Annotated in this window: 20 protein-coding genes; 13 read left to right on the top strand and 7 right to left on the bottom strand. The window is 64.0% G+C overall.

The annotated features are described in order from the left end of the window. The first annotated feature begins 34 nt into the window (after positions 1 to 34). Positions 35 to 706: a TetR/AcrR family transcriptional regulator gene (locus IEC33019_RS10015; protein ID WP_070091275.1), complete on the top strand. Its 672-nt coding sequence runs from the start codon at positions 35 to 37 to the stop codon at positions 704 to 706. A 54-nt stretch (positions 707 to 760) separates the two neighbouring features. On the opposite strand, the gene IEC33019_RS10010 is transcribed toward IEC33019_RS10015, so the two are convergent. After that, on the bottom strand, positions 761 to 1768 hold the full coding sequence (locus IEC33019_RS10010) for a GlxA family transcriptional regulator (protein ID WP_070091274.1): 1008 nt from the start codon (positions 1766 to 1768) through the stop codon (positions 761 to 763). Positions 1769 to 1894: 126 nt separating this feature from the next. Here IEC33019_RS10010 and IEC33019_RS10005 point away from each other — a divergent pair, with 126 nt between their 5' ends. The 8 genes from IEC33019_RS10005 to IEC33019_RS09970 all read left to right on the top strand — a co-directional run bounded on the left by IEC33019_RS10005 (position 1895) and on the right by IEC33019_RS09970 (position 12134). Further along, entirely contained in the window at positions 1895 to 2362 is a 468-nt protein-coding gene (locus tag IEC33019_RS10005) for an FAD/FMN-containing dehydrogenase (RefSeq protein WP_070091273.1), read from the top strand. 79 nt (positions 2363 to 2441) lie between these two features. Further along, positions 2442 to 2654, top strand: a complete 213-nt coding sequence (locus IEC33019_RS10000) for a PLDc N-terminal domain-containing protein (protein ID WP_070091272.1) — start codon at positions 2442 to 2444, stop codon at positions 2652 to 2654. 117 nt (positions 2655 to 2771) lie between these two features. Continuing rightward, a complete protein-coding gene (locus IEC33019_RS09995; RefSeq protein ID WP_070091271.1) occupies positions 2772 to 3269 on the top strand; it encodes a GNAT family N-acetyltransferase in 498 nt (165 codons plus the stop codon). A 124-nt stretch (positions 3270 to 3393) separates the two neighbouring features. Next, a complete protein-coding gene (locus IEC33019_RS09990) occupies positions 3394 to 5484 on the top strand; it encodes a sensor domain-containing protein (RefSeq protein ID WP_099593387.1) in 2091 nt (696 codons plus the stop codon). A 254-nt stretch (positions 5485 to 5738) separates the two neighbouring features. After that, on the top strand, positions 5739 to 6617 hold the full coding sequence (locus IEC33019_RS09985; RefSeq protein ID WP_070091269.1) for a DMT family transporter: 879 nt from the start codon (positions 5739 to 5741) through the stop codon (positions 6615 to 6617). A 323-nt stretch (positions 6618 to 6940) separates the two neighbouring features. Further along, positions 6941 to 9193 carry a catalase/peroxidase HPI gene (gene katG, locus IEC33019_RS09980; protein ID WP_070091268.1) on the top strand — a complete coding sequence of 751 codons (2253 nt, stop codon included), beginning with the start codon at positions 6941 to 6943 and terminating at the stop codon, positions 9191 to 9193. 247 nt (positions 9194 to 9440) lie between these two features. Continuing rightward, positions 9441 to 10652 (top strand): M24 family metallopeptidase, encoded by a 1212-nt coding sequence (locus IEC33019_RS09975; RefSeq protein WP_070091267.1) that lies wholly within the window; start codon positions 9441 to 9443, stop codon positions 10650 to 10652. Between the two features lie 153 nt (positions 10653 to 10805). Beyond that, a complete protein-coding gene (locus tag IEC33019_RS09970; RefSeq protein ID WP_070091266.1) occupies positions 10806 to 12134 on the top strand; it encodes an MFS transporter in 1329 nt (442 codons plus the stop codon). A 153-nt stretch (positions 12135 to 12287) separates the two neighbouring features. Here the strand turns inward: IEC33019_RS09970 and IEC33019_RS09965 are convergent, their stop codons facing one another. Then, positions 12288 to 13286 carry a GlxA family transcriptional regulator gene (locus IEC33019_RS09965; protein WP_070091265.1) on the bottom strand — a complete coding sequence of 333 codons (999 nt, stop codon included), beginning with the start codon at positions 13284 to 13286 and terminating at the stop codon, positions 12288 to 12290. A 173-nt stretch (positions 13287 to 13459) separates the two neighbouring features. Here IEC33019_RS09965 and pssA point away from each other — a divergent pair, with 173 nt between their 5' ends. Further along, complete coding sequence (gene pssA, locus IEC33019_RS09960) at positions 13460 to 14788, top strand: CDP-diacylglycerol--serine O-phosphatidyltransferase (RefSeq protein WP_070091264.1); 1329 nt, start codon at positions 13460 to 13462, stop codon at positions 14786 to 14788. Here the strand turns inward: pssA and IEC33019_RS09955 are convergent. From IEC33019_RS09955 to IEC33019_RS09945, 3 genes are all read right to left on the bottom strand, one after another. Continuing rightward, positions 14772 to 15281: an HvfX family Cu-binding RiPP maturation protein gene (locus IEC33019_RS09955; RefSeq protein ID WP_070091263.1), complete on the bottom strand. Its 510-nt coding sequence runs from the start codon at positions 15279 to 15281 to the stop codon at positions 14772 to 14774. The genes pssA and IEC33019_RS09955 overlap by 17 nt on opposite strands. A gap of 156 nt (positions 15282 to 15437) precedes the next feature. Further along, complete coding sequence (locus tag IEC33019_RS09950; RefSeq protein ID WP_070091262.1) at positions 15438 to 16724, bottom strand: sensor histidine kinase; 1287 nt, start codon at positions 16722 to 16724, stop codon at positions 15438 to 15440. Then, positions 16721 to 17461 (bottom strand): response regulator, encoded by a 741-nt coding sequence (locus IEC33019_RS09945; RefSeq protein ID WP_070091261.1) that lies wholly within the window; start codon positions 17459 to 17461, stop codon positions 16721 to 16723. Before IEC33019_RS09945 ends, IEC33019_RS09950 begins: the two co-directional genes overlap by 4 nt. Before the next feature lie 215 nt (positions 17462 to 17676). Between IEC33019_RS09945 and IEC33019_RS09940 the strand changes: the two genes are divergently transcribed. Together IEC33019_RS09940 and IEC33019_RS09935 are read left to right on the top strand one after the other, a co-directional pair. Beyond that, positions 17677 to 17949, top strand: a complete 273-nt coding sequence (locus IEC33019_RS09940) for a DUF2790 domain-containing protein (protein WP_070091260.1) — start codon at positions 17677 to 17679, stop codon at positions 17947 to 17949. Continuing rightward, complete coding sequence (locus IEC33019_RS09935) at positions 17939 to 18469, top strand: thioredoxin family protein (RefSeq protein ID WP_070091280.1); 531 nt, start codon at positions 17939 to 17941, stop codon at positions 18467 to 18469. Before IEC33019_RS09940 ends, IEC33019_RS09935 begins: the two co-directional genes overlap by 11 nt. Before the next feature lie 34 nt (positions 18470 to 18503). Here the strand turns inward: IEC33019_RS09935 and IEC33019_RS09930 are convergent, their stop codons facing one another. Together IEC33019_RS09930 and IEC33019_RS09925 are read right to left on the bottom strand one after the other, a co-directional pair. Beyond that, positions 18504 to 19649 carry an MFS transporter gene (locus IEC33019_RS09930; protein ID WP_070091259.1) on the bottom strand — a complete coding sequence of 382 codons (1146 nt, stop codon included), beginning with the start codon at positions 19647 to 19649 and terminating at the stop codon, positions 18504 to 18506. A gap of 103 nt (positions 19650 to 19752) precedes the next feature. Then, on the bottom strand, positions 19753 to 21435 hold the full coding sequence (locus IEC33019_RS09925; RefSeq protein ID WP_070091258.1) for an amidohydrolase: 1683 nt from the start codon (positions 21433 to 21435) through the stop codon (positions 19753 to 19755). A gap of 230 nt (positions 21436 to 21665) precedes the next feature. Here IEC33019_RS09925 and IEC33019_RS09920 point away from each other — a divergent pair, with 230 nt between their 5' ends. Then, positions 21666 to 22289: a TetR/AcrR family transcriptional regulator gene (locus IEC33019_RS09920; protein WP_070091257.1), complete on the top strand. Its 624-nt coding sequence runs from the start codon at positions 21666 to 21668 to the stop codon at positions 22287 to 22289. Positions 22290 to 22305 lie beyond the last annotated feature (16 nt).

Here is a 22305-nt window from a genome sequence, read left to right as displayed (position 1 = left end):
CCACCCCATTGAAAACAACAGCCTGTGAGTGGGTATGAGTGATTCGGTAGTCAATCTCGGCCAGCCTGAGATCGAAGGGCCGCGCAAGTCGCGTAAGAACAACCCCGAAAAAACCCGCGAGGACATCCTCCAGGCCGCCATTCACGAGTTCGTCCAGCAAGGGCTGGCCGGGGCGCGGGTCGATGCCATCGCCGAGCGCACCGCCACTTCCAAGCGCATGATCTACTACTACTTCGGCAGCAAGGAGCAGTTGTACGTCGAGTGCCTGGTCAAACTCTACGGCGATATCCGCAAGACCGAGCACAGCCTGGACCTGGAGTCGCTGCCGGCGGTGCAGGCCATCGAGCGGCTGGTGGAATTCACCTTCGACCACCACGACCACAACGTCGATTTCGTGCGCATCGTCTGCACCGAGAACATTCACTACGGCGAGTACGTCAAGCAGTCGCCGGTGATCCGCGAGATGAGCAGCCTGGTGCTCGACGCCTTGGGCCGCACCTTGCGCCGGGGTGTGGAGGAGGGCGTGTTCCGCGCGGGTATCGAGGTCATCGACCTGCACATGCTGATGAGCTCGTTCTGCTTCTACCGGGTGTCCAACCGCCACACCTTCAGCGAGATCTTCCAGATCGACCTCTCCGACGAGCAGATCAAGCACCGCCACAAGCAGATGATCTGCGATGCGGTGCTGCGCTACATCCGCGCCTGACCCAGCATCCGCTGTATCGACGCCACCCCTACGCGCGCGGGCGTGTACTGGCGTTCATTCCCCCAGCCGCTGCTCGCGTGATGGCGGGTAGCCAAAGTACGCCGCATAGCACTTGCTGAAGTGCGACACCGAGACGAAACCGCAGGCCACCGCCACCTCCATCACCGAAAGGTCGGAGTACTGCAGCAGGCGGCGGCTCTTGGTGATGCGCAATTCCATGTAGTAGCGCCGTGGCGAGGTGCCGAGCTGGGCCTGGAACAGGCGGTCGATCTGGCGCCGCGAACGGCCACTGTAGGCGGCGAGCTGGTCGAGGCTCAGGGTTTCTTCGAGGTTGTTCTCCATCAGTTCGACGATGGTGCGCAGGTGCAGGCTCATGGACTTCTTCGCCCCCGGCCCGACCTGGCGGTAGCGGGCGCCGGAGAACGAAAGAATTTCCTCGACCCCTTCGGCCAGCGCATCGCCATACAGGCGTCGGACCAGGCCGAGCATCAGTTCCATCGCACCGTTGGGGCTGGCGGCGGTGAGGCGATCGCGGTCGAGGGTGAAGCTGGCCGGGGTGAGGCGGGTCTGCGGGCTGCGCTCGGCAAGGCTGGCGCGCTGCTCAGGGTGGATGCTGCAGCCATAGTCGTCCAGCACGCCGGCGCGGCCGAGAAACCATGCGCCGTTCCACAGCCCACCTAGCGCCATGCCATGAGCGGCGCAGTCGCTGAGCATGCGGTCGAGCTCAGGGTACTTGAGCGGTGTGCGCAGGCCGCCGCAGATCACCAGCAGGTCCAGTTCCTTGAGGCTGGCGGCGTTCAGCTCGCTGGCCACCAGTTCCAGGCCCAGGTCGCTCAGCACCCTGTCGCCCTTGGGCGACAACGGCGTGAAGCGGAAGCTGTCGGCGCGCAGCAGGTTGGCCGTCACCAGCACGTCCATCGCCACGGTGAAGCTGGCCATGGAGAAGTGTTCGAGCAGTACGAAGTCGACCCGATAGGGCATTTGCCCGTTTCCGGCGGCGGACTTGAGCCTCAACATGTTGCTGGTGCTGGTTTTCTGGCTGAACTGGCGTGGCGTGGACACTGCTGACTCCGCTTCCTGGCTGGCCGGGTGAGTTTGCTGGGAGTCCGCGGGAAAGACAACCAGAGCACGCATGGCGACCAATCGGCCCCTGGGCTATGCTCAGCCCCATCTTGAGGACACGACCCGATGAAATACGCTGCCGCACTACTGTTCAGCCTGCTCCCTCTGTTGGCCCTTGCCCTGGAACCGGGGGATACGCTCGCGTCCTGGACCCTGCTCGATCAATACGACCAGCCCTATAGTCTCGACAACGACACCCGCATCCTGCTGGTGGCGCGCGACATGGACGGTGCCAAGCTGGTCAAGGCCGCCCTGGCCGATCAGCCCAAGGGGTATCTGCAAGCGCGTCATGCGGTGTTTCTCGCTGACATCCAGCGCATGCCGGCGATCATCGGCAAGCTGTTCGCCATCCCGGCCATGCGCGACTACAACTACCGCGTGATGCTCGACCGCGAAGGTCGAGTGGTCAGTCGCTACGGCGTCGAAGATGGCCAGGTGCTCTGGCTACAGCTGGATCACCGTGTACTCGCCGGGCAGCAGGTGTACAGCGATGCCGCGGCGCTCAAGGCCGCCCTGGAACGCGCCACGCCCTGAATCACCCAGCCGACGGATCCGACTGAACCCTTGCGCCTGAGCGTCGCCCAATGCAGTACATGCTCATGGGAGAACGCTTATGGAAATCGGAACGATCTGGATCATTGTCGCGGCCATTCTCATCCTGCTGGAGATCGTCGCCATCTGGCACATCATCGGCAGCGACCGGCGGGCTGAACGCAAGATGCTGTGGATCGTCTTCGTGGTGTATGTGCCGTTGCCTGGGCTGATCGTCTGGGCCTGGAGAGGGCCGCGAGCGGTGAAGGGCAGGGCGGTGCTGGAAGAGCGGTGATGGCTTAGGCCGCTTTGCGCCCTGTCGCAGGCTGTGGCCAGCGCTCACGAAGATTCAGGGCGCAAAGCGCGCCCCGGATTTCGCTAGAATCCCACTTCTTTTTCGCCGAGCCGCGCCATGCACGCCCCCATCGAACTGCTCCAGACCACCGTCGACCAGGCTGAGCTGATCCGCAACTTGTATCAGTTCTATGCCTACGAGTCCTCCGACTGGGAAGCCGAAGACGTCGAGGTGGATGGGCGTTTCTACATCCATGAAGAGCACTTGGCCCGTTATTGGCAATCGCCCGGCTGGGCCGCCCACCTGATCCTGGTGGACGGCTTCATCGCAGGCTTCGTGCTGATCGAGCGCAGTGAGCTGGTGGGGCTCGAGGCCACCGAACTGGCCGATCTGTTCATCCTCAAGCGCTACCGGCGTCAAGGCATCGGCAAGGCTGTCGCTCAACAGTTGTTGTGCAGTGGCGTGGGGGACTGGTTGCTGCGCTGCTACGCCCTGGACCCACCCGCCGTGGCGTTCTGCCGCGCGGTGTTGGCGGACCTGCCGCGCGCCTCTCGGGCGATCGAGTTGGACGATGAGCCGGCGTTGCTCAACTTCCTGGTGTCCCTCGCCCACTGAGAAGTGCATAAATTTTGTGACGTACTTCACAAAATGCTTTCAGCTAACGGCATAATGCCAGCACTTGATGACTCCAGTCCGGCCCCGACAGGCCGGTGTTTTCCGTGCTGCCATAGGGTAAACCATGACGCCAGTCAGCCCCGACCTCATGTACCGGCTGTTGATCCAGAGTGTGGCGGACTGCGCCATCTACCTGCTGACCCCCGATGGCAGGGTGGCCAACTGGAATCCCGGGGCGCAACGGGCCAAGGGGTATGCGAGCGAGGAAATCGTCGGCAAGCACTACTCGCTGTTCTACCACGAGGATGAACGCGCCGCGGGGCTGCCGCAGCAGAACCTCGAGCAGGCCCGGCGCACCGGTCGCTTCGAGGCCAGCGGCCTGCGGCTGCGCAAGGACGGGTCTGCCTTTCACGCCCATGTGGTGATCGATGCGGTGCGCGACGACCAAGGGCAGTTGGTGGGGTTCGCCAAGACCACCCGTGATGTCTCCGAGCACCGCCGCCAAGAAGCCGAGCTGCGCGAGGCCAAGCAACTGGCCGAACAGTACAGCCAGGAAATGGCCGATCTGTCGCGCTTTCTCGATTCGGTGATCGCCAATATCCCGGCCAGTGTCATCGTCCAAGACCTCGACAGCCAGCGCATCCTGCTGGCCAACGAGCAGGCCGAGCAGATGTTTGGTGCCCAGGGCGCGAGCATGGTCGGCCAGTTGCCTGAACAGTGCCTGGCGCCAGAGGCTGCCCAGTACCTGGCTCAGCAACTGGCCCGAGGTGCGCGCAGCGCCAAGGGCTATGTCGACGAGAGCCGTGTGGTCACCGCGCTGGGCCCTCGCACCTTGCGCAGTCGCACACTGCTCAGCCAGAACCGCGAAGGGCAGGCCGACTATGTGCTGTTCGTTGCCGAGGATGCCACCGAGGAGCTGGCTGCCCACGCCCAGATCCACTACATGGCCCATCATGACGCGCTGACCGGTTTGCCCAATCGCACCCTGTTCGCCGAGCGGCTCAAGCAGGCGCTGGGCCGTGGCCAGGACAACGGCAAGTTGACCGCGACCCTGTGCCTGGACCTGGACAACTTCAAGAACATCAACGACTCCCTCGGCCATGCCTTCGGCGACAAGCTGCTGCGCGCCCTGGGCAAACGCCTGCGTCGCGAGTTGCGCGAGCACGACACCCTGGCCCGCCTTGGCGGCGATGAGTTCGCTGTGGTCCTGGTCGGGTTGGAGACCGGCGAGGCGGCCTGCCATACCGCCCAGCGCCTGATCGAGGCGATCAGCCCGCCGTTTCGTATCGAAGGTCATCAGTTCTCGGTGGGGGTGAGCATTGGTATCGCCCTTGCGCCGGATGACCACACCAAGGCCGAGCAACTGCTCGGCTATGCCGACATGGCCCTGTACGAGGCCAAGCGCAACGGCCGTAACCGCTACGAGTGCTTCAGCGTCGAGATGGATGTCGCTGCCCGGCAGCGCCGCCTGGTGGAGACCGATCTGCGCACCGCCTTGCACCTGGGGCAGCTGCAGTTGCACTACCAGCCGGTGGTGGACCAGCAGACCAACAGCGTCACCGGCTACGAGGCCCTGTTGCGCTGGGAGCACCCCAGCCGTGGCATGGTCATGCCCATGGACTTCATCCCCATCGCCGAGGAAACCGGGCTGATCCACGAGATCGGCACCCGTGTGCTGAACCTGGCCTGCCAGGAAGCCGCTACGTGGGAAGGCACCCAGACTGTGTCGGTGAACCTGTCCGCCGTGCAGTTCAAAAATGCCAATCTGGTGCAGATCGTGGCCCTGGCCCTGGCCGACTCAGGGCTGGCGGCGCAGCGGCTGGAGCTTGAGATCACCGAGTCGGTGCTGTTGGGCAACAGTGAGGAGAACGTACGCGCGTTGCGGGCCCTGAAGGACCTAGGGGTGTCGATTTCCCTGGATGATTTCGGCACGGGGTATTCATCGCTTGGTTACCTGCGCTCGTTCCCGTTCGACCGGATCAAGATCGACAAGTCGTTCGTCCATGACATGTGCGAGAGTCGCGAAGCGATGTCGATCATTCGCGCCATCACCGAGCTGTCCAACAGCCTGATGATCAAGACCACCGCCGAAGGGGTGGAGTCGCCCGAGCAGATGCGTCGCCTGGCGGCGGAAGGGTGCTCGCATTTCCAGGGATACCTGTATGGCAAGCCGGCACCGGCGAGCCAGCGGCTGCGGAGTGTCATGCCGGTGTAAGGCGATCCGGTCGGCGGTGCTTGCTTCGCGGTGAACCCACTCCCACAGGTTCGGTGTTGCTCTCAATTGCACCGCGTACCTGTAGGGGTTTACCCGTGAACAGGCCGGAGCAGGTGGAGGCGGTACCCACACTGGCAAATCCGGTCGATCAGCGAACACAAACCCGCGCAGGCCGATTTCTCATCCCGGCGCATCTCTTCTAGAATCCGCCCATACTTGCGCCGGCCTCCGCCAAGCGCGCCGTCGAGAGCGCCATGAGTTCCAAAACCCCGCTGTCCGGAGTCAACCAACCGCTGCGCGGTATCGCCCTGGTGGTCGTGGCAACGTTCCTGTTCGCCAGTCACGACGCGCTGTCGAAGTTCCTCGGTGGCTTGTACCCGATCGTCATGGTGGTGTGGGCGCGCTACCTGGTGCATACCCTGCTGATGGCAGGGATTTTCCTGCCCAAGGCTGGCATGGCCGTGCTGCGCACCCGCCGGCCGCTGTTGCAGACCCTGCGCGCCCTGAGCCTGCTGAGCACCAGCCTGCTGTTCACCGCCGGCCTGCAATACCTGCCGCTCGCCGAGGCGACTTCGGTCAACTTCCTGGCTCCGGTGCTGGTCACCGCACTGTCGGCTCCGCTGCTCAAGGAGCGGGTCACCCTCGGCCAATGGGTGGCGGTGGTGCTGGGCTTTGTCGGCGTGCTGGTGGTGGTGCATCCGGGCGGGGCGATGTTCACGCCGGCGATCCTCTTCCCCCTGGGTTCGGCTCTGGGCTTCTGCTTCTATCAACTGCTGACCCGCAAACTGGCCGCCTACGACACCCCGACCACCAGCAACTTCTACGCCGGGCTGTGCAATACCTTGGTGCTCAGCGCCTTGGTGCCGTTCTTCTGGCAACTGCCGCACTGGGAGCACGCCCTGCTGATGCTGGCCCTGGGTGGCTGCGGCATGACCGCCCATCTGCTGCTGACCCAGGCTTTCCGCTTCGCCGCCCCGGCATTGCTGGCGCCGTTCAGTTACTGCCAGATCGTCTTCGCGGGCTTGCTGGGGCTGGTGATTTTCAGCCAGGTGCCCGACACCAGCAGCCTGGTGGGCATCGCCATCATCTGCCTGAGCGGGCTGGGCGCGGCCTGGATGCAGCGGGGCAAGTGAGCCGCTCGTCGTAGTCAGCGCCTGCAATGGGCTCCAAGGCAGCAGCGCCATTGCTCTGAAAGCCTCAGGCTATTAGCCCCACATAGCCACTCTATTAGAAACCTGCCACCGCTCGGCTAGTCTTCATCCTGCCCCGTGAAAACGGCGGGTGGGCGTGGGCAGGGATACCCCCCGGGGCGCCTGCTTTTTCCGCCGTTGGCAAGCCTGTGCCGGCCTACCGCCGACGCGACCTGATGAGGGGATGCATGAGCCTGCGTGCTCAGCCGATCGAACACCTGGCCTAGACCGGGAAATCTGGACAACCGACCCAAAGGTACACGCAGATGTCGAACGAATCGAAATGCCCGTTTCATCAAACCGCTGGTGGCGGCACCAGCAACCGTGACTGGTGGCCGGACCAACTGAACCTCAGAATCCTCCATCAGCACTCCTCCAAGTCCGACCCGATGGATACCGGGTTCGACTATGCCAAGGCGTTCAAGAGCCTCGACTTCCAGGCCCTCAAGCAGGACCTGCGCGCCTTGATGACCGACTCCCAGGACTGGTGGCCCGCCGACTTCGGCCACTACGGTCCGCTGTTCATCCGCATGGCCTGGCACAGCGCCGGCACCTACCGCATCGGCGATGGTCGCGGTGGCGCAGGCTCCGGCCAGCAACGCTTCGCGCCGCTCAACAGCTGGCCGGACAACGTCAGCCTGGACAAGGCCCGGCGCCTGCTCTGGCCGATCAAGCAAAAGTACGGCAACAAGATTTCCTGGGCCGACCTGATCGTCCTGACCGGCAACGTCGCCCTCGAGTCCATGGGGTTCAAGACCTTCGGTTTCTCCGGTGGGCGCGCCGATGTGTGGGAGCCGGACGAAGACGTGTACTGGGGGTCCGAGAAGGTTTGGTTGGGTGGCGACACCCGCTACGGCAAGGCCCAGGCCCCTGGCCAGGGTGACCTGGTGGCCGAGCCGCAGAAGCACGGTGAAGAGCAAAGCCGCGCCCTGGGTGGGGAACGCAACCTGGAGAACCCGCTGGCCGCCGTGCAGATGGGGCTGATCTATGTGAACCCGGAAGGTCCGGAAGCCAACCCGGACCCTGTGGCCTCGGGCAAGGACATCCGCGAGACCTTCGGCCGCATGGCCATGAACGATGAGGAAACCGTGGCCCTGATCGCCGGTGGCCATGCCTTCGGCAAGACCCACGGCGCGGGGCCTGCCGACAATGTCGGCCCTGAGCCAGAAGCCGCAGGCCTGGAGCTGCAGGGCCTGGGCTGGCAGAACAAATTCGGCACCGGCAAGGGCGGCGATACCATCACCAGTGGCCTGGAAGTGACCTGGACGTCCACCCCGACGAAGTGGAGCAACGAGTACCTGGAGAATCTGTTCAATTTCGACTGGGAACTGACCAAGAGCCCGGCCGGTGCCCACCAGTGGCGTCCGAAGAACGGTGCCGGGGCAGGGCAGATCCCCGATGCCCACGACCCGGCCAAACGTCATGCGCCAGCGATGCTCACCTCCGACCTGGCCCTGCGCTTCGACCCGATCTACGAGCCGATCGCCCGACGCTTCAAGGACAATCCCGAACAGTTGGCCGATGCCTTCGCCCGGGCCTGGTACAAGCTGATCCACCGGGACATGGGCCCACTGTCGCGTTACCTGGGCCCGGAAATGCCACAGGAGGTCTTGCTCTGGCAGGACCCGATCCCACCTGTGGACCATCCACTGATCAACGACCAGGACATCGCCGCGCTCAAGGCCAAGGTGCTGGCCTCGGGCCTGAGTGTGGCCGAGCTGGTCAGCACCGCCTGGGCCGCTGCCTCGACCTTCCGCGGCTCGGACAAACGTGGCGGCGCCAATGGCGGTCGCCTGCGCCTGGCACCGCAGAAGTTCTGGGCGGCCAACCAGCCTGAGCAGTTGGACAAAGTGCTCAAGGTGCTGGAGCGGATCCAGGGCGAGTTCAACGCCTCGGGCAAGAAGGTCTCGCTGGCCGATCTGATCGTCCTGGCCGGCTGTGCTGCCGTGGAGAAAGCCGCCAAGGACGGCGGGCATACCGTCAGCGTGCCGTTCAGACCGGGGCGCATGGATGCCTCCCAGGAGCAGACCGATGTCGAGTCGTTCGGTGTGCTCGAACCCTTGGCTGACGGTTTTCGCAACTTCTCCAAGGCCCGCTACAGTGTCAAGGCCGAGAAGCTGTTGCTGGACAAAGCCCAGTTGCTGACCCTGACCGCACCAGAGATGACCGTACTGATCGGCGGCCTGCGCGTGCTCGGCGCCAATGCCGGCGGCAGTCTGGACGGGGTGTTCACCGATAAGCCCGGCGTGCTGTCCAACGACTTCTTCCGCAACCTGCTGGACATGGGGGTGGAGTGGAAACCCACCTCGGCGGATAACGAGACCTTCGAAGGGCGTGACCGCAAGAGCGGTCAGGTGAAGTGGACTGGCACCCGCGTCGACCTGGTGTTCGGCTCCCACGCCCAGTTGCGGGCTTTGTCCGAGGTCTATGGCAGCAGCGATGGCCAGGACAAGTTCGTCAAGGACTTCATCGCCGCCTGGGTCAAGGTGATGGAACTCGATAGGTTCGACCTGAAGTAACCGTGGTTTGAAGGGCGCTGTGCGCGCCTTTCACGACACAAGGCCGCCCCCAGGTGCTGCGCAGGACATTGCGCGGAGCCGGTGGGCGGCTTTGTCTTGTTCGAGCCATCCAAAGACCGCGAATGGGCGGTGGCCGTTTCGCCAATTTCAGGTCGGATAGATACAAAAGCGCCCTTGGTCGTTCTGCTGCAATGCATCCCAGGCAACCGGCCTGAACAGCATGCCCACAACGACAAGGAAACCCACCATGCAAATGCCCAAGACCCTGAAGATCCGCAACGGCGAGAAGGCCAAACCCACGTTCTCCGCCCAGGAGTACGCGGCCCGTCAGGCCCGCCTGCGCGCCTACATGGCCGAACATGACATCGAGGCTGCGATCTTCACCTCGTACCACAACGTCAACTACTACAGCGATTTCCTCTACTGCTCCTTCGGCCGCCCTTACGCGCTGGTGGTCACACAGGACAACGTGGTCTCGATCAGCGCCAACATCGACGGCGGCCAGCCGTGGCGGCGCACGGTCGGTACCGACAACATCGTCTACACCGACTGGCAGCGCGACAACTTCTTCGTCGCCATCCAGCAGGCCCTGCCGCTGGCCTCGCGCATCGGCGTGGAGCATGACCATCTCAACCTGCAGAATCACGCCAAGCTCGCTGCCTGCTACCCCAAGGCCGAGTTGGTGGACATCGGCGCGCCATGCATGCGCATGCGCATGATCAAGTCCGCTGAGGAGCAGGCGTTGATCCGCCACGGTGCGCGTGTGGCCGACATCGGCGGCGCGGCGGTGGTCGAGGCCCTGCGCGATCAGGTGCCTGAGTACGAGGTGGCACTGCACGCCACCCAGGCAATGGTGCGCGAGATTGCGCGCAGTTTCCCTGACGCCGAGCTGATGGACACCTGGACCTGGTTCCAGTCCGGGCTCAACACCGATGGCGCACACAACCCGGTCACCAGCCGCAAGGTCAGCAAGGGCGAGATCCTCAGCCTGAACTGCTTCCCGATGATCGCCGGCTACTACACCGCCCTGGAGCGTACTTTGTTCCTCGACCATTGCCCGGACGACTACCTGCGCCTTTGGCAAGCCAACGTCGAAGTGCACGAAGCGGGTCTGAAGCTGGTGCGCCCCGGCATGCGCTGCTGCGATATCGCCCGCGAGCTGAACGAGATCTTCCTGCGCCATGACCTGCTGCAATACCGCACCTTCGGCTACGGCCACTCCTTCGGCACCCTGAGCCATTACTATGGCCGCGAAGCGGGCCTGGAGCTGCGCGAGGACATCGACACCGTGCTCGAACCGGGTATGGTGGTGTCGATCGAACCGATGATCATGCTGCCCGAAGGGCGTCCCGGCGCCGGTGGCTACCGTGAGCATGACATCCTGATCGTCAATGAACACGGTGCCGAGAACATCACCCATTTCCCGTACGGCCCGGAGCACAACATTATTCGCAAGTGACCCTCGGGCACGGTCGCGGGCCTGCCCGCGACCCTCCCGACAGTGACCGCTCGACCCTGCCGCCAATTACAAGAACAGAGGGTAATCCGTCATGTCCCAGCGTCATTCCGTTGTGCCGAAATCTCGTTTGCTGCCCGCTCAGGGAGGTGCACGATGATCAGCTTGAGCGCGTCCCATCTCGACCTTCCGGCACAGGACGCCGAACGCCAAGCGCTGCGCAAGGCCGCGCGGGCCAGTTTCATGGGCAATTTCGTCGAATGGTTCGACTATGCCGCCTATGGCTACCTGGCCACCATCATCGCCGCCACGTTCTTCCCCGATACCGACAAGACCACTGGCTTGCTGGCCACCTTCGCGGTGTTCGCCCTGTCATTCATCGTCCGCCCCTTGGGCGGGGTGGTCTGGGGGCATTTCGGTGATCGCCATGGTCGACGCAATGCGTTGTCGTGGTCGATCCTGATCATGTCGGTGTCGACGTTTTGCATCGGCATATTGCCCAGCCATGCGCAGATCGGTGTGTGGGCACCGTGTCTGTTGCTGTTGATCCGCCTGGTGCAGGGTTTTTCCGCGTCGGGTGAATATGCCGGAGCCTCGGCGTTTCTGGCCGAGTACGCACCAGCGGGCCGTCGTGGGCTGTACACCAGCATCGTGCCGGCCAGTACCGCCGCCGGTTTGCTGTTCGGCGCCGCGTTCGTTGCCACCCTGCATGCGTTGCTCAGTACCGAGGCCTTGCACAGCTGGGGCTGGCGCCTGCCGTTCCTGCTGGCTGCACCGTTTGGCCTGGTGGGGCGCTACATCCGCATGAGCCTTCAGGACACACCCAAGTTCCTGGAGATGGAGCAGCGCCTGGAGAGCAAGGGCTGCGCGGGCTCCACACCCATCCGCGAACTGCTGACCCAGCACCGGCGCAGCGTGCTGATCGGCATCGGCGTGACTTGCCTGAATGCGGTCGCCTTCTACCTGCTGCTCAGTTACATGCCCACCTACCTGTCCAATGAAATGGGCATGAGCGAGCGTGACTCGTTCATCGCCTCGACGGTGTCGCTGGCAACCTATATTGGGCTGATTTTCTTGATGGGGCGGTTGTCGGACCGCTTTGGGCGCAAGACCATGTTGGTGATCGCCTCGCTGCTGTTCCTGGGGCTGACAGTGCCGCTGTTCAGCCTGCTGGATCATCAGCCGCTGCTGGTGATCCTGGCGATCCAGATCTTGTTCGGTGCGATGTTGGCGATGAACGACGGCACTTTGCCTTGCCTGCTGGCGGAGATTTTTCCGACCCGCGTGCGCTTCAGTGGCTTCGCCTTGAGTTTCAACATCGCTAATGCGTTGTTCGGTGGCACCGCGCCGTTCATTGCCACCTGGCTGATCAAGGTGACGGGCAATACGCTGGCCCCAGCGGGGTATTTGCTGGCCGCTGCGGCGGTGGCGTTGGTGGCCATGCTGGCCTGCCGGGAAACGGCGCATCGGGCGTTGCCGGATTGACTGTTCCGAGCGCCACTCCCACCGGGATTGCGCCACTCTCAAGACTTGCCTGATCCCTGTGGGACTGGGTTCAGCCGCGAACACCGGCAAAGCCGGTGCCAGGCACCGCCGAAAAGCCTTGTTCGCGGTGAGCCCAGCGCTGTCTTGAACGTATCAATGCAACGACGCCTGTCGCCGCTCTCCGAGCGGCGACAGACCAAAGAACCGGCTGTAGCTTTTGGAAAAATGCGCAGGCGAGGTAAAGCCACAGGCCAGGGCGATTTCCCGCACCTGGGCATCGCTGCGTAGCAGCATCTCCCGCGCCCGTGACAGGCGCAGCTCCAGGTAGTACTGGCTGGGTGTGCGCTGCAGGTACTTGTGGAACAGCCGCTCCAGTTGTCGCACCGTCACCTCATTGAGGCTTGCCAGCTCTTCCAGTCCCAAGGGTTCCTCCAGGTTGGCTTCCATGATCGCCACGACCTGGCTCAGCTTGGGTTGGGCATTGCCGAGCCGGGTACGCAGAGGCACCCGCTGGCGGTCACGTTCGCCCCGCACCCGATCGCACAGCAACAGCTCGGCAGCCTTCGCTGCAATCGCCTGGCCGTCGGGCAGGCGGGCGATCAGTTGCAACATCATGTCCATGGCCGCCACACCACCGGAGCAGGTATAGCGATCACGGTCCAGCTCATACAGTTGATTGGAGATGACGATGCCGGGGAAGCGCTCCTTGAGCGCTTCGATGTCTTCCCAATGGATGGTGCAGCGATAGCCCTTGAGCAGCTCAGCCCGCGCGAGCAGGTAACTGCCCGTGCAGATGCCGCCCAGGGGTACCCGCTGGCGGGCCAGGCGTCGTAACCAATCGATCAACGGTCGGCTTTCGCGGTCGTTGGCAATGGGGTTGGCGCCGACCACGAACAGGGCATCCAGCGACGGTGCATCGGCGATGCCATGGTCCGGCAATACGCGCATGCCATTGCTGGCGGTCACAGGGGCCGGCGTGGCGGCGACCAGCACCGTGCGGAACAGCGGGCGGCAGGCCGCCAGGTTGGCCATGCGCAGGGTCTCGACCGCCGAGGCAAGGCCGATGGTGGTGAAGTTGGGTTGCACCAGGAAGCCGAACGTCCTGGGCGGGGGAAGCGTGGAAGCAAGCTGCGCGGAGCAGGGCTGGACCATGTGCGATTTACCTGTGCAAGCTGAGGCTGCGTTTTTTCCGGGCTATAAGAAAAACCGAGCCTTGAGGAATTATTGTTGTTCTATGCCGTGGCCGGCCCGATAGTACACCCGGATGACAGGGGCCGGAATGCACCCATGACCGGGAGCACCCCCTTTGCACAGGAGACGACCGCTTGAACCGTAAATCCGTGCCGGTACCCCAGGAAGGCTTCGCCCTCGTGCCCGGCGCCATCGAGGTATTGCCCGATGCGGTGAGCTACCGCACCCGCCTGCTCGAGCTGATCGCCAAGGCCACGCAGCGCATTGTCATCGTCGCCCTTTACCTGCAGGAGGACGAGGCCGGTCAGGAGGTGCTCGATGCGCTGTACCGGGCCAAGGCGGCGCGACCGGGGCTTGAGGTGCTGATCGTCGTCGACTGGTTCCGGGCCCGGCGCGGCCTGCTGGGGGCGGGCCGGCAACCGGGCAATGCGGCCTGGTACCAAGCCCAGCGTCAACGCCATGGCCTGGATGTGGTCATCCATGGCGTGCCGGTACAGACCCGCGAGCTGTTCGGCGTGCTGCACCTCAAAGGCAGCATCATCGACGACCAGGTGCTGTACACGGGGGCCAGCCTGAACAACGTCTACCTGCATCGCTTCGACCGCTACCGACTGGACCGCTATCACCTGTTCCGCAGCCCTGGATTGGCCGACGCCATGGTCGATCTGGTGCGGCAGATGCTGGCCAGTACCGCGACACCGCGCCTGGACCTGCCTGCACCGCCAACCACCAAGCGCCTGCGTGGGGCGATTCGCCGGTTGCGTGCGCGCTTGAGGCACATGGCCTACGAACTGCCCGCGGCTCCGGCCCGGGAAGGGTTGCGGGTGATCCCCCTGCTGGGCATCGGCCGGGGCAACCCACTCAACCGCAGCGTGTGCGCGCTGCTGACGGCTGCGCGTTCGCGCATCGTGCTCAGTACCCCTTATTTCAACCCGCCCCGGGTGCTGCTCGCGGAGATCGACCGGGCGTTGGCACGTGGTGTGACAGTGGAGTTGATCATCGGCCACCGAACCGCCAACGACTTCTACGTCGCCCCCGGACAACCCTTTACCGCCAGTGCCGCCTTGCCCTATCTGTACGAGGACAACCTGCGTGCCTTCGCCCATCGGCGCCAGGTAGCCATTGCCAGCGGCCAGTTGCAGGTGCGGATCTGGAATGATCCGGGGCACACCTTCCATGCCAAAGGGGTCTGGATCGACGAGCGCTACAGCTTGCTCACCGGCAACAATCTCAACCCTCGCGGTTTCAATCTCGACCTCGAGAACGGCCTGTTGATCGATGACCCCCAAGGGCAGTGGCTTGGCCCTCGTGAGGCCGAGCTCGAGGCTATCCGTCGGCATGCCCCCAGATTGTCGTCGCCCGATGAACTGGGCGAGGCCGGCGAGCACCCGCGTGAAGTGCTAAAGCTGCTGCGGCGACTGCGTTACAGCCGCCTCGAGCCGTTGATCAGGCGGGTGCTCTGACGCTCAAGGCCTGGAATCGGCCGCCCAGCCAGTGGTCCAGGCTCAGGCGGCCGGCCCCTTTGAGCAACAGCGGCAGCAGGGCCACCAGATAGATCACCGGCAGCTTGAAGTTGCCGTAGCCTTGGTTGGTGATCGCATAGCCCTGGGCAAGCTCGGCCAGGCTCGACCATTGTGTCGGCCAGTGCACCGCGGCGATGGCCACCACCGTCACCACCATCAGCACGGCCGAGGCCAGGCGTGTGCCCAGGCCGAGCAGCAACAACAATGGGCAGATCAACTCCGCCCACAGCGAGAGCTGCCAGTTCACGTTGGCGGGCAATACGCTGAACGGGAAGGGGAAGCTTGATTGCAGGTCGGTGAACCAGTTGGCGCCGTTGAATTTCTCGACACCCGATTCGAAGAATTCCCAGGCCAGGAACAGGCGCAGGGGCAGGTCGGCGCTCCAGGTACCGAAGCGGTCCAGGGTGTTAAAGGCGCGGGACAATGCGTTCATGGTCAGGCTCTCTTGTCAGCAGGTTGGGGCACTCGAGCCCTGGGGGCTCAAGGTGTGACAAGGAGTGTGTGCGGGCAGGGTATCTGCAGTGTGTCCAGGGCCTCGGGGTTATGTATCGGCGTGTAGACGATGCCGCGGCCGGGACGCGGCCCGGCATCATTTGAGCTCGATCTGCGCACACAGCCCGCCGCCGGCGCGGTTGCTCAAGGTCAGTTGCCCACCCATGGCCTGGGTCAGTTGCTGGGCAATCGCCAGCCCCAGGCCGGTACCTCCCGTGCTGCGGTTGCGTGAGCCTTCCACCCTGTAGAACGGTTTGAGGACTTCGGCCAGTTCATCGGCGGGAATGCCAGGCCCTTCGTCGAGCACACGGATCAAGGTGCTGCTACCGGCGTGCTCGACCTCAAGCTGCGCGGCACCTGCGAACTTCAGCGCGTTGTCCACCAGGTTCACCAGCACCCGACGCAGGGCGTGGGGGCGAGTGTGCAGGGTGACATCGGTGGCGCCCAGACGCTCGACCTTGGCGCCGCTGTCTTGGTAGTCGAAGACCAGGCTGTCGAGGAAGGCATCGAGCTTGATGCGACAGGGCGCCTCGGTGCTGCTGTCCATGCTGCGGGCGTACGCCACGCCTTCGCGCACCAGGTGTTCCATGGCGCTTAGGTCGTTCCAGAGTTTGTCCTTCTCCAGGCCGTCGTCCATCACCTCCACGCGCAATTTCATGCGCGTGATGGGTGTTTGCAGGTCATGGGAAATGGCCGCCAGCAGTTGCATGCGCTCTTTGAGGTAGGCGGCGATGCGCGCTTGCAGCGCGTTGAAGGCTGCCGCTGCGTAGCGCACCTCCCGGGGGCCGCTTTCGTCCAGTTGGGGGCCGGGGTTGTCTGGGTCCAGGTTGTCCACTGCGCGGGCCAGCCGGGTCAGGGGGCGGATGGCCAGGCGCACCGCCAGCCAGGTGCAGCCCAGCAGCACCGCCAGTTGGATCAACAGCACCACCGGCAGCCATTTGGCCACGGGCACGCCGGCCGGGGTGACGTCGATGGTCAGCGGTGCGCCGTCAGCCAAGCGCAGATGGGCCTGGAAGTGCGAGCTGGGGCCGGGGATCTCCTGGAAGGTCAGGCGATAGTCTCGGCCGATCGCCTTGACGATCGAGTCGGCGGCCATGGGCGGGTCCTCGCTGGGCATGGCCTGGCCACTGAGGCCCTCGTCCAGTTGATAGCGATAGTTGTGCCGCTGCAGGCGGGGCAGCCAGGCGGCGCGTTCGTTGGCCGGCAGGCGTTCAAGGATCGCCACCGAGGTTGCCACGTCTTGCTCCAGGTTGTTCAGCATCATCGAACGGTTACTGACATAGCGCTCGTAGAACTGCAGGCCGAACGACAGCCCGTAGGCCAGCATCAGCCCGGTGAGGAAGATCAGCGCCAGACGCGAGGCGAGGGTATGGGGCCATCTCATGACGGCGACTCGAGCAACTGCACCGGCAGGGAGAACACATAGCCCTCGCTGCGCACGGTCTTGATGCAGGTAGGTTCGCGGGCATCGTCACCCAGGCGCTGCCGCAGGCGGCTGACCAACAGGTCGATGGAGCGGTCGAAGATGTCCGCCTCGCGGCCCTGGGTGAGGTTGAGCAATTGTTCGCGGCTGAGCACCCGCTGGGGGTGGTCGAGAAACACCCGTAACAGGCGATACTCCGCGCCGCTCAGGGCCACCAGGGTGCCGTCGGTGTCGAGCAGGTGGCGGGCGGTGGTGTCCAGCCGCCATTGGCCGAAGCCGATCAGCCGGCTGCTTTCGCTGATGGTCAGGTTCGGCGGCAGCATCCGCGTGCGGCGCAGCACGGCATTGATGCGCGCCAGCAGTTCGCGGGCCGAGAAGGGTTTGGTGAGGTAGTCGTCGGCGCCCATCTCAAGGCCAATGATGCGGTCGGTCTCATCGTTGCGTGCGGTGAGCATCAGCACCGGTGTGTTGCGGTGCTTGCCGGCGCGCAGTTCGCGGCACAGCAGCAGGCCATCGTCGCCGGGCATCATGATGTCGAGCACGATCAGGTCGACTGCGTTGTTTTCCAGGAAAGCGCGCATTTGCCGGCCATCGGCGACGATGCTGGTGCGCAGGCCGTTCTTCTTCAGGTAGTTGCCGACCAGCTCGCGGATTTCGCGATCGTCGTCGACGACCAGGATGTGATCGACGTGTTCCATCAAAGGGGTCCTGTACGGGGGGGATGGGCGCAGTGTACCGACCGCTGCGCCCCTTGCGGGCAGGGCTTTGTATTGCAGTGTATCTGGCGACGTCATAGATACAGCACAAGGCAATAGGGGCCCTTCGCTGACACAGGCCCGATACCCGCCAGCGGTGAAATGGCTCTCGACCGGGGAACACTCCCCACCGCATGAACACTCGCAGGAGAGATGCCATGACCACCAAGACCTTTGCCATCGCCGCCTTGTTTGCCTTGTCCAGTCTGGGGGCCATCGGTGCCCAGGCAAGCCCGCAATCGATGCAGGGCAATGTGATGCAATACCGCTATGGCGACCATTTGGATATCCAGAAAGTACTCTCTACCCAGGACGACCAGGCCAACGCCTGTGGCGTGGTCACCACCCGCATGGATTACCTGGACTCCCACGGCCAGCGTCAGAGCGTGGAGTACCGTAGCTATGCCACTGGCGGCTGCCATGAAAATTGATCGGCGCATGCTGATCAGGGTGGGCGGGCTGGGCCTGGGGTTGGTAGGGCTTGGCCTGGCCGGTTACCTGGCGGCGCGGGACGGTCAGAGCGCCATGCCTTCGCTGTCCGGCGCCAGCCAGTGGCTGAATTCTGCGCCGCTGGATGCTCCGGCGCTCAAAGGCAAGGTGGTGTTGGTTGATTTCTGGACCTGGGACTGCATCAACTGCCAGCACAGCCTGCCCCATGTCAACGACTGGTCCCGGCGCTATGCCGACCAGGGGCTGGTGGTGATCGGCGTGCATACGCCCGAATACGACTACGAGCATGACCTGGGCACTCTGCGCCAGAAAGTGGCCAGCCTGGGCATCGGCTATCCGGTAGCGGTGGACAATGACTACCGGATCTGGAATGCCTGGGGCAACCAATTCTGGCCGGCCCATTACTTCATCGATCGCCAAGGGCAGGTGCGCCATGTGCATTACGGCGAAGGAGGCTATGACGGGCAGGAGAAGGTGATCCAGGCATTGCTGGCTGAGTGACCGCGCAACCTGGGGGCGCTTGGCGCCCCTTTTTCTAGAGAGCCTTCTGTCGCTCGCGCATGCCCGCCATGCACTTGAGCAGAAAACCGATCGTCACTGCACTGGCGGCGGTGATGAAGATCGACGGCTTGCCGGTCACCTGCAACAGCATCGAGATGAACGCAGGTGCAACCGCCGCCGCACTGGCCTGCGTGATCGGCACCAGGGGGGTGAGCTGGCCCTGAGGGTCATTGGTGGCGATGGCGCCCATGTAGTAGCTTAGCGCCAGGGCCCAGCCGAAGTTGAGGATGAACAGCGCCACGAACAGGTTCATCGCGCTTGGTGAACCCCCGGCGAGCAGGACGATCGCCAACAGCACCAGCAATGAGCCCAGGCCGATCATCGGCCCCCGGCTGACCCGCGCGCCCAACAGGCTCGGCAGGCCCGAGCCAGGTAGGCCACCCAGCACGCCCATGCCGAATGCCCAGCCCACTTCTACGGCACTCAGGCCCTGGTCGTGCCCCAGCTGATCGACGAAACCCCAGACGCTGTAGATTGCCAATTGCAGAAACAACATACCCAGCAATGAATAGCGACCGATGCGCGCCGAGCCCTGGCCGCTGGCGGCCAGCACGGCGCCGCCGGTCACGATCTGGCAGACCGGCAAGGCGATGCAACTGAGGCTGATCAGGCCGAACCAGCCCGCCATCGAGGCGATCGCCAGCGAACTGCCGAACGCTTCGGCTACCAGCGGCAGGGTTGCGGCAGAGAAGGCAAAGATGCCGGTCTGCAGGAACAGCACCAGGCCAAAGGAGCGGTCCTGCCCCGGCAGGCGACCGAGATCGTTCAGGGCATTGGCGTACAGCAGGCCACCGCCAATCCCGGCGAGCAGACGCCAGGCCAGTACCAGCGTGTAACTGGCGCTTTGCGCCGTGAACAGATTGCAGGCCAGCGCCAGCAGCGCTGCCAGGACATAGACGCGGCGCTGGCTGCCTTGTCGGGCCAGCCACGGGCTAAGCAGGGTGCCGAGCACCAGCCCACCCATTTCCATGGCGATCACCAGGCCTTGCTGGCTGAGGGAAAGGCCCAGGCGTTCGGCCAACAGGCCGATGAACATGGGTTGAACGCCGATCACGATGATTGCCGTGCTGGCGATGAAGATCAGAGAAGCACGCTGGAGCCGGGCATTATTGTTGTGCATTGTCGGGGTCCCGATGGATGAAATGGCTGATGCGTGTCGCAGGTGGCCGCCCCGCAGTCCGCGTGTTGGTGCGACCCTGCGGGGTGGGGCGAAGCGCCTGCGTTCAGGTCAGGGCGCGGCGCAACGGGTCATGGGTGACTTCGCCGTTCATCAGGGTCAGCAGCACCTCGGTCTTGCCGATCTGGTAGCGGTCCAGTTCGAACAGGTCCTGCTCCAGGATGATGATGTCGGCACGTTTGCCTTCGGTGATCGAACCGATTTCCTTCTCCAGGCCCAGCTGATAAGCGCCATTGATGGTGTAGGCGGCGATCAGCTGCGGAATGCTCAGCTTCTCGTGGATGTCCGGCATCACCGGCGCGTCGGGCTCGCCGGCCAGTTGCCGGGTATGGCCGGACTCGATGTGCTCCACCGGTCGATGCTGGCAGCGGCACTGGCAGGCCAGCCCGTCCATGCCGATGGAGACGGTCACGCCCTGTTCGATGAAGCTGCGGAACTTGTACATCGAGGCCCAGCGCTCGGGGCCGTATGACTGTTGGATGGCCTGGGTATAGGCGTCGACCACGCCCCATTGCAACTGGGTGTTGGCCATCACGCCGATGCGGCGGAATCGCGGGATGTCGTCCGGGTGGGTGAGGAACGCGTGGGTGATCACATGGCGACGGTCGCGCGGTGGGTTGCTCGCACTGACGCGCTCGAACACGTCCAGGGCCATGCGCACGGCGCCGTCACCGACCGCATGGACCATCACGTCGATGCCGTTGAGGTCGGCCTCGCGCACGTGCCGCTCGAAGGTTTCCTCCGGCATGGTGGTGCTGCCGCAACTGTGCGGCTTGTCGCAGTAGGGTTCGAGCAGGTAAGCGGTGTGGTTCATCTCGGTGCCGTCGAGCATCAGTTTCAGCGCCTGGGCCTTGACCAGTGGGCTTGCATACTCGCTGCGCAGGGCCTTGAGGCTGGCCACCGGATCTGGGTCGGTACCCATGTCGATGTAGCTGCCGACCACCCGGAGCTTGAGGCGTTGCTCCTTTTCCAGGCGCATCAGGGTTTGATACAGCAGCGACTGATCGCCGCTCGGGTCGAGAAAGCCTGCGTCGAACACGGTGGTGATGCCGGCGGCGACCAGTTTCTCCTGCCACAGGGCGATCGAGCGCAGGTACAGGTCGATGCCCACGGGCAGGTAACCCTGGTCGCTCAGGCGCTGCATCAGCAGCGAGTAGGCCGCGCCATCGACGATCAGCCCGGTGGGCTCGCCGGTGTGCGGGTCTTTCTCGAACCAGCTGGCGCCTTCTTCCACCGGTGGGGTGTCGCGGTCGATGCCAGCGAGCTCCAGGGCCTTGGAGTTGACCCACATGGAGTGGTAGTCGGTGGACAGCAGGCACACTGGCTTGTCGGCGCAGATCGCATCCAGGGTTTCGCGGCGCAGCATGTCCGCAGGCACCAGGGCCTGGACCCAGCCCATGCCGGTGATGGCCTTCTCGTTGGGGTTCTCGTCCACATAGCGTTTGAGCGCGGCCAGCACCTGGTGAGGGTCTTCATGGTTGACGAAGGCCTGATGGGCGAAGGCTGTGGTGGAGAAGTGCCAGTGGGATTCGACGAAGCCTGGCAGCACCAGCTTGCCCTGGGCGTCGATCATGCGCGTGGCAGGGCCCTGGAAAGCCAGCACGCTGCGGTCGTCGCCGACGTGCACGATGCGTTCGCCACGCACCGCCACGGCGCTGGCCCAGGGGCGGTGCGGGTCGACGGTGTAGAGACGGGCGTGGTGGATGATCAGGTCGGCATGTTCAGTCATGGCGGTACTCGTGGGCTGGGCGAGGAAGGGCCGCGGACGACAGGCGAGGGTAGGCATTGCAAGGCTCCCGCTGTTTGTTGTTGTCGGGCAGGGTGCGGCCGGTACGGCGTGGTCAGTCGATCACGTGGAAATATTTTTTAATCCGTAAAAACTTTTAGTCAATAAAATTTTTAATCGACTGAGTTTGCCGTTATGCTGGGCGCCTACCCGCCAACGCAGCGAGGAGAGCCATGAGCGGATTGCGCGAACAACAGAAGGCCCTGCGCCGCCAAGCCATCAGCCAGTCGGCCCTGAGCCTGTTCGAGAGCCAGGGGTTCCAGACCACCACCATGGAGCAGATCGCCCGTTCGGCGGCGGTGTCGGTGCCGACGGTCTTCGCCTATTTCGGCAGCAAGCAGGAGATCCTCCTGGAGAAACTGCGCGAGGCGGACCACCGCGCCATCAGCGCCGCGCGTCGGCGTATCCCCGAGCTCGACGACCCGATCGATACCATCTGCTATTTCGAGCGCTGCCTGACCGAGTTCGCCTTCGAAGTGCTGTCGCCGGCGTTGTGGCGAGAGATCTTGCCCCAGGTGATTGCCCTGCTTGGGCCTGATCAGTCGGCGTTGCCTGCGCCCTACAAGCGGGTCAACGATGCGCTGGTGAGCGAAATCGCTGCGCTGTTGGGTGAGCTGCGAGGGTTGGGCAAGTTGCGCGCCGATCTGGATGTCGACTATGCGGCGTTCATGCTCAACGACTACGGGCACCTGCAGCTACTGCGCCTGTGCCGCAGCGAGCCGATGGACCTGGAACGATACTGGCGCGAAGTGCGTGAATCGACTGCGTTCATGGTGCGGGGGATGTTGCCGGCCTGATGACGTGCAATCTGCT

It is taken from the genome of Pseudomonas putida (genome assembly GCF_002741075.1).
Taxonomy (GTDB): domain Bacteria; phylum Pseudomonadota; class Gammaproteobacteria; order Pseudomonadales; family Pseudomonadaceae; genus Aquipseudomonas; species Aquipseudomonas putida_T.
This window is presented reverse-complemented; position numbering and strand designations above follow the sequence as displayed.